Here is a 16,474-nt window from a genome sequence, read left to right as displayed (position 1 = left end):
GCCGCTTCGCCGCCCAACGGGGGCAAGCCCCCTCGCCACAGTAGATATCAGCAGGCGGCTAGGTTAACGCCCCAAAGGTGAAACATTCGTCACCCCCGATTTGGCCTCCCGCCCGAAGCTGCTTATCATGACGCGCCCAAATGATCCCAAGAGTTACTTATGCGCCGCCTGCTCACCGGCTGTTTCGTCACCCTCCTGCTGTTGCTCAACACCCTGGTCCTGATCGGGCCGCTGATGGTGTTTGCCCTGCTCAAACTGGTCCTGCCCGGTCGCTATCGCGACTACGCCTCATGGGCAGTGATGTGGATCGCCGAGACCTGGGCCGAGATCGACAAGCTGATCTTCCGTCTATGCATCCCGACCCGCTGGGACATCCGCGGCGGCGAAGGCCTGCGGGTCGACACGTCCTATCTGGTGATCAGCAACCATCAATCCTGGGTCGATATCCCGGCATTGATCCAGACCCTGAACCGGCGCACACCGTTCTTCAAGTTCTTCCTCAAGAAAGAGCTGATCTGGGTGCCGTTCCTCGGTCTGGCATGGTGGGCGCTGGATTATCCGTTCATGAAGCGCTACACCAAGGCCTACCTGGCCAAACATCCGGAGCTGGCCGGCAAGGATCTGGAGATCACCAAAGCGGCGTGCGAGTTGTTCAAGCGCCAGCCGGTGACGGTGGTCAACTACCTGGAAGGCACACGCTACACCGCCGCGAAAAGCACCCAGCAGCAATCACCCTTCACTCACCTGCTTCGGCCCAAGGCCGGCGGCGTGGCGTTTGTGCTGGCGGCGATGGGCGAACAGCTGGACGCCGTGCTCGATGTGACGGTGGTGTATCCGCAGCAGGCGATTCCGGGGTTCTGGGATTTGATCAGCGGTAACGTGCCGAGGGTCATCATCGACATCAAGACCCGCGAACTAGACCCGGCGCTGTGGCAAGGCGATTACGAAAACGATCCGGTGTTTCGCGAAACGATCCAGAACTGGGTCAACCAGCTCTGGATCGAAAAGGACCAGCGCATCGACGCATTGCGCGCCGAACGCCGTTGAATCAACTGCCGGCGCCCCAGATGCTGCCAAGGCTGTTCAGCAACGAACCGCCAACGCCTTGCTGACCGAAATATTGCAAGAGTACCGGGGCGAACTGGCCAATCATTCCGCCGTCCATCCCCAATGCGCTGAAAGCGTCGTTCAAGTCATTAGTGTTCTTCACGTTACCCAAGGCGTTATCCAGACCGGCGGCCTTGCCGGACGAACCGAGCAAGCCTGCGAGGGCACCCAGCTCACCACCGCCCGACAAGATGTCGATTCCCGGTACGCTTTTGGCCAACTCTGAGTAATCGGTCGAACTCAATTGATTCTTGGCCAACCCGAGCATCGCCCCGGCGCCGCCAACGGCTTGTTCTGGTGTCACGTTCAATTGCGTCAGCGCACCCAGCAGATCGGCCGTCTGCGGGGTTGGCGCGGCCGCTTCGGCGGCGTTTTCGCCCTTCATGCCGGAGATGGCATTGGCCGCATCGTTCAGGCTGAACTGGGCAAAGACCGGGCTGGCCGCCAGACTCATCAGCGAAGCCAGTGCAAAACCGCGTGAAATCTTCATCCAGACATCCTCTTGTGCCATGAACACCGCACCTCAATGGGCGGCGAAAAACTGTCCGTTGGACTGGTATCCCCGAGGATTGTTCCCAGTCCTGGCGGGGCCTTGGTGGACAGTCAAAGAGAATTCTACCGTGCTGCATCCAGTCTGCTGCGTGCCGCGTATATCAAGCACGGACAGACATTCCTGGCCGATTCTCCCCCACAAGGACATCACCATGAAACGCACTTCGATCAAAACACCGTTGATTGCCAGCCTGCTGACCCTGGCCCTTGGCGGCGGTTTCATCCTGAACACCGTCCAGGCGGCGGACATGAGCCACGACACGGTCATGGTCGGCGGGCAAAGCATGTTGCCCAGCAAAAATATCGTCGAGAACGCGGTGAACTCCTCCGACCACACCACCCTCGTCGCCGCCGTAAAAGCCGCCGGCCTGGTCGACACCCTCAAAGGCAAAGGTCCGTTCACCGTATTCGCTCCCGTCAACTCGGCCTTCACCGCCCTGCCCGCCGGGACGGTCGATACGTTGCTCAAACCCGAGAACAAGGCGGCGCTGAGTAAACTCCTGACCTACCACGTAGTCGCCGGCAAACTCGACATGATGACCCTGGCCGAGAAGATCAAGGCCGGTGGTGGCAAGACCGAGCTCACCACCGTCGCCGGCGGCAAGCTGTGGGCGATGATGAATGGCCCGCACAACATCACCATCAAGGATGAAAAAGGTGACGTCGCCGACATCACCACTTACGACGTGTACCAGTCCAACGGCGTGATTCAGGTCATCGACAAAGTGCTGATGCCGAAAAGTTGAGCCGTGCCGCTGGCCCTGCGCATCGGGGCCGGCGGACTCTTCCGAGGTATCCGACCGTGAGTGGAACTGCTGCGCGCCGTGAACTAACCTCTGCCTGCAACCCGCACCGCACGCAGCCCTCCTTCGCTCCCCCGCCTGTCTGGAGAACCGCTATTTCCATTGCCGACACCGATCAGCTCAGGCAGCTGTTGGCCCAATGCTCACTGGGCGACCGCCGCGCTTTCGAGACGCTTTACCGCAGCGTCGGCCCACGCCTGCATGGCGTGGCCCTGCGCTTCATGGGGCGCCCGGACCTGGCCGAAGAAGTGCTGCAGGAAAGCTTTGTGCGCATCTGGAACAACGCCTCGCGGTATGAGGCTCACCTGTCGGCACCGCTGACATGGATGATCAACATCACGCGAAACCAGGCCATCGACCAGTTACGTAAACACCGCGACCGGCCACTGACTGATCTCGAAGAACAGGCACTGGTAGATGAAAGCCCCTCGGCTCACGAACAATTGACCAGCGCCCGCGAGGCCAACGCCTTGAACCGCTGCCTGGAAAGCCTTGAAGGCATGCAGCGTCAATCGATCACTGTCGCGTATTTTCAGGGCTTGTCCTGCTCTGAACTGGCCGAGCATCTGGCCGCGCCACTGGGCTCGGTGAAATCCTGGATCCGCAGGGGCATGGAACGCCTGCGCAGGTGCCTTGAATCATGAACTACCAAACCCAGTCCCTGCGCCGCGCCCTCGCCGCCGACTACGCCATCGGTTTGATGCCCGCTGCCGTGCGTCGACGTTTTGAGCAGTTGTTGCGGGAAGACGCCGCGTTGCGTGCAGAACTGGCGCAGTGGCAGGAAAGCCTCGCCAGCCTGACCGAAGCCTCGCCAGAGCAACCGGTGCCGGAGCGCGTATGGCACGGGATTACCGCACGCATCGAACCGCAAGTGCTGCATGTACCTGAGAAGCGTCCGTTCTGGAACTGGTTGCGGATTACCGCGGCGATGTGTTCGCTGGTAATCGCCGTGACGCTGGGTGTGATTTATAACCGCGATAGTGCGCGATACAGCGCCACGTTGCTGACGGCCGACGCACAACCTGCGCTCAAGGTTGAAGCGCATGAGAATTATCTGAAGGTCGAGCCGCTGACGCTTGCAGCGGTCGATCCAGGGCGCAGTCTGGAGCTGTGGGCGATTCCGGCGGGTGGCAAACCGATTTCCCTCGGTGTGATTCCGGCTGACGGCAAGGGCCGCGTGGAGTTGAGCGATGCGCAGAAAGCGTTGATCGGCAAACCGATTGCGCTGGCGGTGAGTCTTGAGCCAAAAGGTGGCTCGCCAACCGGACAACCCACCGGGCCGGTCCTGTATCAAGGCGCGCTCGCCGCCCTCTGAAAGCACTGATGAGCTTTTGTGGCGAGGGGGCTTGTCGGATCGCCGCACCGTCCCGTTCGGCTGCGAAGCAGTCGCAAGATCTGCAAATGCGGTGTATCTGTCAGATCGCGTTGGCAAAATTTGGGGCCGCTTCGCTGCCCAACGGGGGCAAGCCCCCTCGCCACAGGGTTGTGTGTGAGGTCCAAAAAAAAATGGCGACCCGAAGGTCGCCGTTTTGTTTTGCGTGAAGGCTTACGCCGCGCTGAACAGTTTGTGCGGATCGATCACAAACTTCTTCGGCACGCCCGCATCAAACTCGCCGTAACCACGTGGCGCGTCATCCAGGCTGATGACTTCCACACCCACGATGTCGGCAATGTGAATGCGGTCCCACATGATCGCCTGCATCAACTGGCGGTTGTACTTCATCACTGGCGTCTGGCCGGTGTGGAAGCTGTGGGATTTGGCCCAGCCCAGACCAAAGCGGATGCTCAGGCTGCCCATTTTCGCGGCGGCATCCACCGCGCCCGGGTCTTCAGTCACGTAAAGGCCAGGGATACCGATTTTACCGGCGACACGAACCACGCCCATCAGCGAGTTGAGCACGGTGGCCGGAGCCTCGTGTTTCACGCCGTCATGGCCGTGACCGCGCGCTTCGAAGCCTACGGCGTCGACGGCGCAATCCACTTCCGGTTCGCCCAGCAGTGCAGCGATTTGTTCGTGCAGCGGCGTGTCCAGGGACAGGTCGGCGATTTCGAAGCCTTGCGCCTTGGCGTGTGCCAGGCGAACGGTGTTTACGTCACCGATGATCACCACCGCCGCGCCCAGCAGGCGAGCAGAAGCGGCTGCCGCCAGACCGACCGGACCGGCACCCGCGATGTACACGGTGCTGCCTGGGCCAACGCCAGCCGTCACTGCGCCGTGGTAACCGGTGGGCAGGATGTCGGAGAGGCAGGTCAGGTCGCGGATTTTTTCCATCGCACGATCGCGATCCGGCAGTTTCAGCAGGTTGAAGTCAGCGTACGGCACCATCGCGTATTCGGCCTGGCCGCCGGTCCAGTCGCCCATGTCGACGTAACCGTAAGCACCGCCGGGACGCGCCGGGTTGACGCTGAGGCAGACACCGGTGTGCATCTCTTTGCAGGAACGGCAGCGCCCGCAAGCAACGTTGAACGGTACGGACACCAGATCGCCGATTTGCAGGTTTTCGACGTCGCTGCCCTTCTCGATGACTTCGCCGGTGATCTCGTGGCCGAGCACCAGACCGGTCTGAGCAGTGGTACGGCCGCGCACCATGTGCTGGTCGGAACCACAGATGTTGGTGGAAACCACACGCAGGATGACAGCGTGGTTGATCTTCCTGCCGCGCGGGTCCTGCATTTTCGGATAGTCGATTTTCTGTATTTCGACTTTGCCATTGCCGAGATACACCACACCACGATTGCCAGACATGCTTTCACCTCGCTGTTGTTTTTATGTAGCGGTCGCGTCGCCATGGAGCGGCGGCGCGTTGATTGCTCGGGTTATTGCCTGTGTGTCTTGTGTTGTCTGTCAGGGCCTCTTCGCGAGCAAGCCCGCTCCCACATTGGATTTGTGCCGTTCACAAATTCTGTTTACGCCCACGATCAAATGTGGGAGCGGGCTTGCTCGCGAAAGCGATCTAAAGAACGACGGTTCTGTTCGCGTTCAAAAACACTCGCCTTTCAATGTGATAACCAACCGCCCGGGCCAGGGTCAGCCCTTCAATATCCCGCCCCTTGGCGATCAGGTCTTCCGGGTAATGACTGTGGTCCACTGCCTCCACGCCCTGGGCAATGATCGGTCCCTCGTCCAGGTCGTTGTTGATGTAATGCGCCGTGGCGCCGACCAGTTTCACGCCCTTGTTGTAGGCCTGGTGATACGGCTTGGCGCCCTTGAAACCGGGCAGCAGGGAGTGATGAATGTTGATCGCCTTGCCGTCGAGTTTGCGGCACAGCTCCGGCGACAGGACTTGCATGTAGCGCGCAAGAATCACCAGTTCGGCGCCGGACTCTTCGATCACCTGCCACACCTGACGCTCCTGCGACGGCTTGTCGTTGGGGTCCAGCGGGAAGTGGTAGTAGGGAATCTGGTGCCAGTCGGCCAGCGGCTTGAGGTCCGGGTGGTTGGAGACCACGGCGGCCACGTCCATCGACAATTGGCCGATGCGCTGGCGGTAAAGCAAGTCGTTGAGGCAGTGATCGGCCTTGGAGACCATGATCACCACTTTTGGCCGGTAGTTCGGCGCGGTCAGTTCGAAGACCATGCCGAAATGGGCACCGCGCTCTTCGAGACCGGCGCGGAAAACCTGCTCGTCGAAACCGTCAGGCTGACGGAATTCCACACGAATGAAGAAGCGGCCGGAGAGCCGGTCATCGAAGGAATGGTGCTCGGTGACGTAGCAGCCCTGCTCGAACAGAAAGCGGGTCACCGCGTCCACGGTGCCGAGGACGCTTGGGCAGTCGGCGGTCAGAATCCATGTGTCTGGGGCGCGGCTCATAGTGCGGTGACTCCTGTAACAAATTCCGTGGTCACAGAGAACTCTGTGGCGAGGGGGCTTGCCCCCGTTCGGCTGCGAAGCAGTCGTAAATCCAGCAAACGCGGTGTGTCAGTCAGACCGAGCAATCAGGAATTAGGGCCGCTGCGCGACCCAACGGGGCGGTGCGGCGTTCCGACAAGCCCCCTCGCCACAAAAGCTCCCTCGCCACAATTACGCCTGAACGCTCAGGCCGTATTCAGCCGCCGCATCCTGCAACCACAACCACCAGTAATCCGAGAAGCTACGGCGGATCAGCAGTTCCCAGGTGTCTTCGGCGGTATGGCGGATCACCAGTTGCGACTTGGCGAACACCGTGCCCACCGCCTTGCCCACCGGGAAGCTGTTGGGGTGCACGTCGTAGCTGGTGGATTTCATCAGCACCTGGCGCACGTTCGGGCCGCTCAGTTCGAGGATCTGCTGGCCGCCGCTGACGTTGGTGATTGCGATGTGCAGGTCACCCAGCGCTTCACGCAATTTTTGCTCGGCAGCGAATTCTTCACCGGTCGGCACGATCAGCAGCCACTCATCCGGCCCCATCCATTGCAGGCTGGTTTCGCCTTTGATGACGACGGTCAGCGCACCCGGCAATTCGATGCCGAGTGCCTTGTGAACGCCGGCGGCAAACGCAGCATCGTGGCCATCGCCACGAATGGTCAGGTGGCCGAGGAGTTTCTTCTCACGCACGATTACGCCGGCATTTTTGCGGCCCTTGCCCGCCAGGCTGGCGAGGTCGGCGTGATGCAGCGACGACTCGGCCTTGGCCCCGGTGGTTGGGCGTTGTTGGTAAACATTGGCTGCGGTCATAAAGCACCTTTCCTGAATTCTGTTGGTTCCTGTGGTGGCTGCACTGCCGTCATCGCCAGCAGGCTAGCTCCCACATTCAACCGCGTTCCCCTGTGGGAGCGAGCCTGCTCGCGAATAGCCGCCCGCCCACAGGACCCGAGGTCATTAAATGTTCTGGCGATCACCTTTCGGATCGAAGAACACCGAAGAAACAATTTCCGCCTCGATCACGCTGCCATCCGCCAGCGGTGCGAACACTCGCTCACCGATGCGCTTCAACCCGCCTTTCACCACGCCCATCGCAAACGAGTAGCCCAGGGAGTTGTGCAGGTAGCTGGAGGTCACGTGGCCGACCATGGTCATCGGGATCGCCTGCTTGGTGTTGAACACCAGTTGCGCACCTTCCGGCAGCCATTTGGTCGGGTCGATCGGCTTCAGGCCCACCAGTTGTTTGCGTTGATCACGCACGCAGTCTTCGCGGTTCATGCCACGCTGACCGATCCACGAGAACGGTTTGGTGCGCCCCACACACCAGCCCATGTTCAAGTCATCCGGAGTCATCGAGCCGTCAGTGTCCTGACCGACGATGATGAAACCCTTCTCGGCCCGCAGAATGTGCATCGTTTCTGTGCCATACGGAGTCAGGTTGTACTTCTTGCCGGCCTCGGCGATTTTCTCGAGCACGCCCATGGCGTAGTCGGCCTGCACGTTGACTTCGTACGACAGCTCACCGGTAAACGAAATCCGGAAAATCCGCGCTGGCACACCGCCGACCAGCGCTTCTTTCCAGGTCATGAACGGGAAGGCTTCGTTGCTCAGATCGGCGTCGGTCACTTCGCTGAGCAGCTTGCGGCTGTTCGGCCCGGACAGGGTCATGGTTGCCCAGTGATCCGTCACGGAGGTGAAGTACACCTTCAGCTCCGGCCATTCGGTCTGGTGGTAGATTTCCAGCCATTGCAGCACGCGTGCAGCGCCGCCGGTGGTGGTGGTCATCACGAAATGGTTGTCGGCCAGGCATGCCGTCACGCCGTCGTCGAACACCATGCCGTCTTCTTTGCACATCAGGCCGTAACGCGCCTTGCCCACATCGAGCTTGGTCCAGGCGTTGGTGTAGATGCGGTTGAGGAACTCGCGGGTGTCCGGGCCCTGGATATCGATCTTGCCCAGGGTCGACGCGTCCAGCAGGCCGACGCTGTCGCGCACGGCTTTGCATTCGCGTTTCACCGCGGCATGAATGTCTTCACCGCTTTTCGGGAAGTACCATGGACGTTTCCACTGACCGACATCTTCAAACTCGGCGCCGTTCTTCACGTGCCAGTGATGCAATGCGGTGTGACGGACCGGTTCGAAGATGTGCCCACAGTGACGACCGGCCACGGCGCCGAAGGTCACCGGCGTGTAGTTCGGGCGGAACATGGTGGTGCCCATCTGCGGGATGGTCACGTTCAGCGAACGGGCGGCAATGGCCAGGCCGTTGACGTTGCCGAGCTTGCCCTGGTCGGTACCGAAACCCAGCGCGGTGTAGCGCTTGACGTGCTCGACCGACTCGAAGCCTTCGCGGGTCGCCAGTTCGATGGCGGCGGCGGTAACGTCGTTTTGCAGGTCGACGAATTGCTTCGGCGCCCGGGCGGTAGCTTTTTCGTGCGGCACCTGGAACAGCGCCAGGGTTGGCTCTTCCAGACGGCTCAAGGCTTTAGGCAGTACGCCTTCGACCATTTGGAACCCGGCTTCGGCAGCGGCGCGAGCGCCCCCTTCAAAACCGTCGGCCAGGGAATCGCCGAGGCCGTAGACGCCGTTGATGCCACCGACGCACACGCGTTTTTGCGGTGCTTCGCCCGGTACGAAACCGAGGATGTCTTCACGCCAGATCGGCTTGCCGCCCAGGTGCGACGCCAGGTGAACCACCGGGCTGTAGCCGCCGGAACTGGCCACCAGGTCGCATTCGAGCCACTCGCCAGGACTGGTCACGGCGTGTGCTTTGACATCGATCGCGGCAACGCGAGCGGCGGTCACGTGCTTGCTGCCACGGGCCTCGATCACGGCGCTGCCAGTGAGGATTCGGATGCCTTTGGCGCGAGCTTCTTCAACCAGTGCACCACGCGGATTACTGCGGGCGTCGGCGATGGCCACCACTTGCAGGCTGGCGTCGAGCCAATCCAGAGCAACGCGGTAGGCGTGATCGTTGTTGGTCGACAGCACCAGTTTTTTGCCCGGTGCCACGCCGTAGCGGCGCACGTAAGTCGAGACTGCACCGGCGAGCATGTTGCCCGGCACGTCGTTGTTGCCGTAGACCAGTGGACGCTCGTGAGCGCCGGTCGCCAGCACGACACGTTTGGCGCGAACGCGGTGGATGCGCTGACGCACCTGGCCAATCGGAGCACGGTCGCCGAGGTGATCGGTCAGGCGCTCGTGAATGGTAAGGAAGTTATGGTCGTGGTAACCGTTGACCGTGGCGCGCGGCAACAGCAGCACGTCCGGGGTGTCTTTCAATTCGGCGATGACGCTGGCGATCCATTCGGCAGCAGGCTTGCCGTCGAGGCTTTCGCGGGAGTCGAGCAGGCTGCCGCCGAACTCTTCCTGTTCATCGGCGAGGATCACACGGGCACCGCTGCGCGCGGCGGCGAGTGCAGCGGCCAGGCCAGCAGGGCCACCGCCGACGATCAGCACGTCGCAGTGCTGGTTCATGTAGTCGTAGGTGTCCGGATCGTTCTCGGTCGGCGAGCGGCCTAAACCTGCGGCCTTGCGAATGTACTTCTCGTAGGTCATCCAGAACGATTGCGGGTACATGAAGGTTTTGTAGTAGAAGCCCGGTGGCATCAGCTTGCCGCCGACCTTGCCGAGAATCCCCATCATGTCGTTGTTCACGCTTGGCCAGCCGTTGGTGCTGGTGGCGACCAGGCCTTGGTACAGCGCTTGTTGCGTGGCGCGTACGTTCGGGATCTGCGTGGCTTCGGTCGCGCCGATCTGCAGCACGGCGTTCGGCTCTTCAGCGCCCGCAGCGAAGATGCCGCGCGGACGGGAATACTTGAAGCTGCGACCGATGATGTCGACACCGTTGGCCAGCAGTGCTGCGGCCAGCGAGTCGCCTTCAAAGCCTTTGTAGCTCTGGCCGTTGAAGGTGAAGTTCAGCACTTTGTTGCGGTCGATCCGTCCACCGTTGGACAGGCGATTGATCTGGCTCATACCTTAGCTCCCAGAGCCTGCGCGGCCGCTTTCGGACTTTCAGTCTTGTCGGTGAACTGCGGCTTGGTGCCGATCTTGTAGGTCTCGAGAATCTCGTAGGTCACGGTGTCGCGGGTGACGTTGAAGTACTGACGGCAACCGGCAACGTGGTCCCACAACTCGTGGTGCAGACCGCGAGGGTTATCGCGGAAGAACATGTAGTCGCCCCACTCCTCGTCGGTGCAGGTAGTCGGGTCCAGTGGACGCGGGATGTGCGCCTGGCCGGATGCGTGGAATTCCTCTTCGGAGCGCAGTTCGCCGCAGTGAGGACAGAAGATATGCAACATGGGGATTTCTCCTGTTAGTGGGCAACCGCAGCAGCGCCGTGTTCATCGATCAACGCACCGTTGTGGAAACGGTCGATGGAGAAAGGTGCAGCCAATGGGTGCATTTCACCCTTGGCCAGACTCGCGGCAAACACGTTGCCCGAGCCAGGTGTCGCCTTGAAGCCGCCGGTGCCCCAACCGCAGTTGAAGAACATGTTTGGTACCGGGGTTTTCGAGATGATCGGGCATGCATCCGGCGTGGTGTCGACGATGCCGCCCCACTGCCGGTTCATGCGTACGCGGGACAGCACCGGGAACATCTCGACGATGGCCTGGATGGTGTGCTCGATCACCGGGTACGAACCACGCTGGCCGTAGCCGTTGTAGCCGTCGATACCGGCGCCGATCACCAGGTCGCCCTTGTCGGACTGGCTGATGTAACCGTGTACGGCGTTGGACATGATCACGCTGTCGATAATCGGCTTGATCGGCTCGGACACCAGCGCTTGCAGCGGATGGGATTCGATCGGCAGGCGGAAACCGGCGAGCTTGGCCATGTGCCCGGAGTTACCGGCGGTCACGACACCGACGCGCTTGGCGCCGATGAAGCCCTTGTTGGTTTCGACGCCGATGCACACGCCGTTTTCCTTGCGGAAACCGATCACTTCGGTCTGCTGGATCAGGTCCACGCCCAAGGCGTCAGCGGCACGGGCAAAGCCCCAGGCCACGGCATCGTGACGAGCCACGCCGCCGCGACGCTGAACGGTTGCGCCCATCACCGGGTAGCGGGTGTTTTTCGAGCAGTCGAGGTACGGAATCTCGTCGGCCACTTGTTTGGCATCGAGCAGTTCGCCGTCCACGCCGTTGAGGCGGTTGGCGCTGACCCGACGCTCGGAATCACGAATGTCCTGCAGGGTGTGGCACAGGTTGTAAACGCCACGCTGGGAGAACATCACGTTGTAGTTCAGGTCCTGGGACAGGCCTTCCCACAGTTTCATCGCGTGTTCGTACAGGTGCGCCGATTCGTCCCACAGGTAGTTGGAGCGAACGATGGTGGTGTTGCGCGCGGTGTTACCGCCGCCCAGCCAGCCCTTTTCGACCACGGCCACGTTGGTGATGCCGTGTTCCTTGGCGAGGTAGTAGGCGGTCGCCAGACCATGCCCGCCACCGCCGACGATGACCACGTCATAGACCTTTTTAGGGGTCGGCGTGCGCCACATTTTCTGCCAGTTTTCGTGATGGCTGAGGGAGTGTTTGAAGAGGCCGAAGCCCGAGTAGCGTTGCATAGTCATTTACTCCAAAACCGCGCTCAGCGATAAACCGGGAAGTCCGCGCACAGGGCCGATACTTGCTGCGCGACATTGGCTTCGACATCGGCATCGCCGAGGTTGTCGAGGATGTCGCAGATCCAGCCGGCCAGCGTGACGCACTGGGTCACCTTGAAGCCGCGCGTGGTCACCGCCGGGGTGCCGATGCGCAGGCCGGAGGTCACGAACGGCGACTGTGGATCGTTCGGGACAGCGTTCTTGTTCACGGTGATGTGGGCGCGACCGAGGGCTGCATCCGCGTCTTTGCCGGTCAGGCCCTGACGGATCAGGCTGACCAGGAACAGATGGTTATCGGTACCGCCGGACACTACATCGTAGCCGCGTTTGATAAACACGCCGGCCATGGCCTGGGCGTTGTCGATCACTTGTTGTTGATAAGCCTTGAAGCCCGGCTCCAGCGCTTCCTTGAAGCACACCGCTTTACCCGCGATCACGTGCATCAGCGGGCCGCCCTGGGCACCCGGGAAAACGGCCGCGTTGAGCTTCTTCTCGATTTCTTCGTTGGACTTGGCCAGGATCAGGCCGCCACGTGGACCGCGCAGGGTCTTGTGCGTGGTGGTGGTCACCACGTCAGCGTACGGCAGCGGGTTCGGGTACAGACCGGCAGCGACCAGACCGGCGACGTGCGCCATGTCGACGAACAGCAGGGCACCGACTTTGTCGGCGATCTGACGGAAGCGTGGGAAGTCGAGGGTCTTGGAGTAAGCCGAGAAGCCTGCAACGATCATCTTCGGCTTGCACTCGACGGCCAGACGCTCGACTTCGTCGTAATCGATCAACCCGGTTTTGGTGTCGATGCCGTACTGCACGGCGTTGTACAGCTTGCCCGAGGACGACACTTTGGCGCCGTGGGTCAGGTGACCACCGTGGGCCAGGCTCATGCCGAGGATGGTGTCGCCCGGCTGGATCAGGGCCAGGTACACAGCGCTATTGGCCGAAGAGCCGGAGTGCGGCTGGACGTTGGCGTAGTCGGCACCGAACAGTTGCTTGGCGCGCTCGATGGCCAGGGCTTCGACCTTGTCGACGTGCTCGCAGCCACCGTAGTAGCGCTTGCCCGGATAGCCTTCGGCGTATTTGTTGGTCAGGCCACTGCCTTGCGCTTCCATGACGCGTTTGCTGGTGTAGTTCTCTGACGCGATCAGCTCGATGTGATCTTCCTGACGTTGCTCTTCGGCATTCATCGCCGCCAGCAGTGCATCGTCGTAACCCTGGATCTGGTCTTGCTTGCTGAACATCGCGTCTCTCCCAGCGGCATCTATGCGCCATTCGTCTCGGTAAGGCACCGGTGTTTCGACAGTGCCCTTTGGATGCGATGGTATGACCGGCGCAGACAGGCCAAATGCCTACGGACGCCACGCAAAGGTGCGTTTACGACATGAGCCGAAATGCCTGACCGGACACGACCCCCGAGCCACTCGGGATCCCTGTGGGAGCGGGCTTGCTCGCGAAGAGGGTGTATCAGGCAACATTGATGTCGCCTGACACACCCTCTTCGCGAGCAAGCCCGCTCCCACAGGGGTTAGGTTGCGATCTGGCGGACAAGTAACAGCAGGAAAAAATGCAGCGGATACAGGGCATACGCCCAGCGCCGCATCGCTGGTGGATGAATGCCTTGGGCATGTCGCAAAAGCAGCATTCCCAGCAATGGCGCAATCAGACAAGCGGCAATGCCCGGAACAGCAGCACTGTTGCCCAGCTTCGCGGCTTGAATCAGCACCCGCCATTCATTGGCCGCCAGGCACACCAGCCCCGGCAGCAGCGCGAAATACCAGGGACGCCGGATCACCAGCAACATCGCCAGCGGCAACAACACCCCGAAAAAACCAAACATCAGTCGCTCCGGGAACACGGCTGCCAGCGTCAGAGCGGCGACCGCCAGCAGTCGCGATTGCAGCGTCGGGTGCTGCCAGCCCCGCGCCACCAACAGCCCAAGCGCCAACGTAGGCAACACGTTCAACGTGTCGGGATCAGGAATGTACAGCCTGTAAGGGATCTCGCTGATGGCACTGAACAGCAGCAACCAACCCAGATACCGCCACTGATGTGTCACTTCCCATGTACGGGAAACATTCACTGCCATCGCCAGACAGAACCACGGAAACGCCAGCCGTCCTGGCACATACAGCAGATCGACGGAATAACCGACATATCGCAGGTGATCGAGCACCATGCTCAGCAGCGCCAGCCACTTGAGCAGATCCAGTGCCCCATCCCGTTGAGTCATGTGCATAATTGCCCGTCGTCTTTGTATTTTTCTGTCAGACGCATCGCGTGTGCTCCCCGGATGATCTTCGGTAAAGTGCGCACCATCATTGACCACGAGTCGCTTCACCATAGGCGTCTCGACCACGGAAAGCAGGGCCATGACCGACAAGAGCCAACAATTCGCCAGCGACAACTATTCCGGTATCTGCCCTGAAGCCTGGGCCGCCATGGAACAGGCCAACCACGGCCACCAGCGCGCTTATGGCGACGATGAATGGACCGCTCGCGCGTCCGACGATTTCCGCAAATTGTTCGAAACCGACTGCGAAGTGTTCTTTGCCTTCAACGGCACCGCCGCCAACTCGCTGGCCCTGTCGTCGCTGTGCCAGAGTTACCACAGCGTGATCTGCTCGGAAACCGCCCACGTCGAAACCGACGAATGCGGCGCACCTGAATTCTTCTCCAACGGTTCCAAACTGCTGATCGCCCGCACTGAAAACGGCAAGCTGACCCCGGAATCGATCCGCGAAGTCGCCCTCAAGCGCCAGGACATCCACTACCCGAAACCGCGCGTCGTAACCCTGACCCAGGCCACCGAAGTCGGCAGCGTCTACACCCCGGAAGAAATCCGCGCCATCAGCGCCACCTGCAAAGAGCTGGGCCTGAACCTGCACATGGACGGCGCGCGGTTCTCCAATGCGTGCGCGTTCCTCGGTTGCTCCCCGGCAGACCTGACCTGGAAGGCCGGTGTAGACGTGTTGTGCTTCGGCGGTACGAAAAACGGCATGGCGGTCGGCGAGGCGATTCTGTTCTTCAACCACAAGCTGGCTGAAGACTTCGACTACCGCTGCAAACAGGCCGGTCAACTGGCCTCGAAGATGCGCTTTCTGTCGGCGCCATGGGTCGGGATTCTGGAAAACGATGCTTGGCTCAAATACGCCCGCCACGCCAACCGCTGCGCGCAGTTGCTGGCCGAACTGGTGAGCGACATTCCGGGCGTGGAACTGATGTTCCCGGTGCAGGCCAACGGCGTGTTCCTGCAACTCTCGGAACCAGCCATCGCCGCACTGACCGCCAAGGGCTGGCGCTTCTACACCTTCATCGGCAACGGCGGCGCACGCTTCATGTGCTCGTGGGACACCGAAGAAGAACGCGTACGCGAACTCGCCGCCGACATCCGCGAAGTCATGTCCCGCTAAGCAGCAATCCGATCCCCTGTGGCGAGGGGGCTTGTCGGAACGCCGCATCGCCCCGTTGGGCGGCGAAGCGGCCCCAAATACTGAGAATGCGGTCTATCAGGCAGACCGCATTGGCTGGTTTACGACGGCTCCGCCGCCGAACGGGGGCAAGCCCCCTCGCCACAAAAGCTCCTCGCAAGCAGTTCCTTCCCGCCTACCTGGTCTACATTGTGTGCGAGCGGTTTAGTCCGCTCTCATAACAATAATCAGGAGCGCACGCATGTCCTTGAAAGGCAAAACCCTGTTCATCACTGGCGCCAGCCGCGGGATCGGCCGTGAGATCGCGCTGCGCGCAGCGCGTGAGGGGGCCAACATTGTGATTGCGGCCAAAAGCGCCGAGCCGCACCCGAAGTTGCCGGGTACGATTTTCAGCGTGGCGCAGGAAGTTGAGGCGGCAGGCGGCAAGGCGCTGGCCTTGCAGGTGGATGTGCGTGACGAAGACGCGGTACGTAATGCGTTGGCCCAGGCCAACGAACATTTCGGCGCCATCGATGCGCTGATCAACAACGCCGGCGCCATCAAGCTGACCGGGGTGCAACACATCGAACTCAAGCGCTTCGACCTGATGCACCAGATCAACACCCGCGCCGTGTTGCTGTGCAGCCAGGCTGCCCTGCCCTATCTGAAAAAAACCGGCGGGCACATTCTCAACCTGTCGCCGCCGCTCAATCTGGCGACCCAATGGTTTGCCCAATACAGCCCCTACACCGTGACCAAATACGGCATGAGCATGCTGACGATTGGCATGAGCGAGGAATTCAAGAATTACGGCATCAGCGTCAATTCGCTGTGGCCTCAAACCATGATCGCCACCGCCGCCATTGAGTTTCAGCTTGGCTCACGGGAATCGTTCAAGCATGCGCGCACACCCGACATCATGGCCGATGCCGCCCACGTCATTCTGGACAGCAGCGGTCGCAGCATCACCGGGCGATTGCTGATTGATGAGGAGATTCTGCGGGAGCATGGCGTGACCGAATTCGATCACTATCGCTTCGAGCCCGGCACCAACGACAAGCTGATGCCCGACCTGTTTATCGACTGAAACACAAACCTTGTGGGAGATTCTATGTTTGGGGGGAACCCCCAAACATAGAATTTGGGCTGTATTCACTTTGA

General features: G+C 61.0%; 15 protein-coding genes. 6 read left to right on the top strand and 9 right to left on the bottom strand.

Translation table 11 applies throughout. The annotated features are described in order from the left end of the window. Window positions 1-159: 159 nt before the first annotated feature. Window positions 160-1,047 carry an acyltransferase gene (locus BK660_RS09125; protein ID WP_123433039.1) on the top strand — a complete coding sequence of 296 codons (888 nt, stop codon included), beginning with the start codon at window positions 160-162 and terminating at the stop codon, window positions 1,045-1,047. 1 nt (window position 1,048) lies between these two features. On the opposite strand, the gene BK660_RS09120 is transcribed toward BK660_RS09125, so the two are convergent. Then, a complete protein-coding gene (locus BK660_RS09120; RefSeq protein ID WP_123433038.1) occupies window positions 1,049-1,597 on the bottom strand; it encodes a DUF2780 domain-containing protein in 549 nt (182 codons plus the stop codon). Between the two features lie 214 nt (window positions 1,598-1,811). Between BK660_RS09120 and BK660_RS09115 the strand changes: the two genes are divergently transcribed. The 3 genes from BK660_RS09115 to BK660_RS09105 are packed head-to-tail and all read left to right on the top strand — an operon-like array spanning window position 1,812 to window position 3,777. Then, window positions 1,812-2,405 (top strand): fasciclin domain-containing protein, encoded by a 594-nt coding sequence (locus BK660_RS09115; RefSeq protein ID WP_123433037.1) that lies wholly within the window; start codon window positions 1,812-1,814, stop codon window positions 2,403-2,405. 56 nt (window positions 2,406-2,461) lie between these two features. Then, window positions 2,462-3,106: a sigma-70 family RNA polymerase sigma factor gene (locus tag BK660_RS09110; RefSeq protein ID WP_123433036.1), complete on the top strand. Its 645-nt coding sequence runs from the start codon at window positions 2,462-2,464 to the stop codon at window positions 3,104-3,106. After that, window positions 3,103-3,777, top strand: coding sequence for an anti-sigma factor (locus BK660_RS09105; RefSeq protein ID WP_123433035.1), 675 nt, complete (start codon window positions 3,103-3,105; stop codon window positions 3,775-3,777). The genes BK660_RS09110 and BK660_RS09105 overlap by 4 nt, the downstream gene beginning before the upstream one ends. A 231-nt stretch (window positions 3,778-4,008) precedes the next feature. Here the strand turns inward: BK660_RS09105 and fdhA are convergent, their stop codons facing one another. From fdhA to BK660_RS09060, 8 genes are all read right to left on the bottom strand, one after another. Then, a complete protein-coding gene (gene fdhA / locus BK660_RS09100) occupies window positions 4,009-5,208 on the bottom strand; it encodes a formaldehyde dehydrogenase, glutathione-independent (protein WP_007947729.1) in 1,200 nt (399 codons plus the stop codon). Window positions 5,209-5,416: 208 nt separating this feature from the next. Continuing rightward, the gene (gene purU / locus BK660_RS09095; RefSeq protein ID WP_123433034.1) at window positions 5,417-6,274 is read right to left on the bottom strand and encodes a formyltetrahydrofolate deformylase; all 858 of its coding nucleotides are present in this window, start codon (window positions 6,272-6,274) and stop codon (window positions 5,417-5,419) included. Window positions 6,275-6,484: 210 nt separating this feature from the next. Then, window positions 6,485-7,117, bottom strand: a complete 633-nt coding sequence (locus tag BK660_RS09090) for a sarcosine oxidase subunit gamma (RefSeq protein ID WP_123433033.1) — start codon at window positions 7,115-7,117, stop codon at window positions 6,485-6,487. 144 nt (window positions 7,118-7,261) lie between these two features. Continuing rightward, complete coding sequence (locus BK660_RS09085) at window positions 7,262-10,279, bottom strand: sarcosine oxidase subunit alpha (RefSeq protein ID WP_123433032.1); 3,018 nt, start codon at window positions 10,277-10,279, stop codon at window positions 7,262-7,264. After that, window positions 10,276-10,605: a sarcosine oxidase subunit delta gene (locus tag BK660_RS09080; protein ID WP_007947734.1), complete on the bottom strand. Its 330-nt coding sequence runs from the start codon at window positions 10,603-10,605 to the stop codon at window positions 10,276-10,278. The genes BK660_RS09085 and BK660_RS09080 overlap by 4 nt, the downstream gene beginning before the upstream one ends. A gap of 14 nt (window positions 10,606-10,619) precedes the next feature. Then, window positions 10,620-11,870: a sarcosine oxidase subunit beta gene (locus BK660_RS09075; protein WP_007947735.1), complete on the bottom strand. Its 1,251-nt coding sequence runs from the start codon at window positions 11,868-11,870 to the stop codon at window positions 10,620-10,622. A gap of 23 nt (window positions 11,871-11,893) precedes the next feature. Next, window positions 11,894-13,147, bottom strand: coding sequence for a serine hydroxymethyltransferase (gene glyA, locus BK660_RS09070; protein ID WP_034147450.1), 1,254 nt, complete (start codon window positions 13,145-13,147; stop codon window positions 11,894-11,896). A gap of 284 nt (window positions 13,148-13,431) precedes the next feature. Continuing rightward, window positions 13,432-14,142, bottom strand: a complete 711-nt coding sequence (locus BK660_RS09060) for a TraX family protein (protein WP_123433031.1) — start codon at window positions 14,140-14,142, stop codon at window positions 13,432-13,434. A gap of 133 nt (window positions 14,143-14,275) precedes the next feature. On the opposite strand from BK660_RS09060, the gene BK660_RS09055 reads away from it, so the two are divergent. Together BK660_RS09055 and BK660_RS09050 are read left to right on the top strand one after the other, a co-directional pair. Then, entirely contained in the window at window positions 14,276-15,316 is a 1,041-nt protein-coding gene (locus BK660_RS09055) for a threonine aldolase family protein (RefSeq protein ID WP_123433030.1), read from the top strand. A gap of 259 nt (window positions 15,317-15,575) precedes the next feature. Further along, the gene (locus BK660_RS09050; protein WP_123433029.1) at window positions 15,576-16,400 is read left to right on the top strand and encodes an SDR family oxidoreductase; all 825 of its coding nucleotides are present in this window, start codon (window positions 15,576-15,578) and stop codon (window positions 16,398-16,400) included. The last annotated feature ends 74 nt before the right edge of the window (window positions 16,401-16,474 follow it).

The organism is Pseudomonas brassicacearum (assembly GCF_003732265.1).
Lineage (GTDB): Bacteria > Pseudomonadota > Gammaproteobacteria > Pseudomonadales > Pseudomonadaceae > Aquipseudomonas > Aquipseudomonas brassicacearum_D.
Note: the sequence above shows the minus strand (reverse complement) of the source record. Positions and strands in the feature narration are given on the sequence as shown.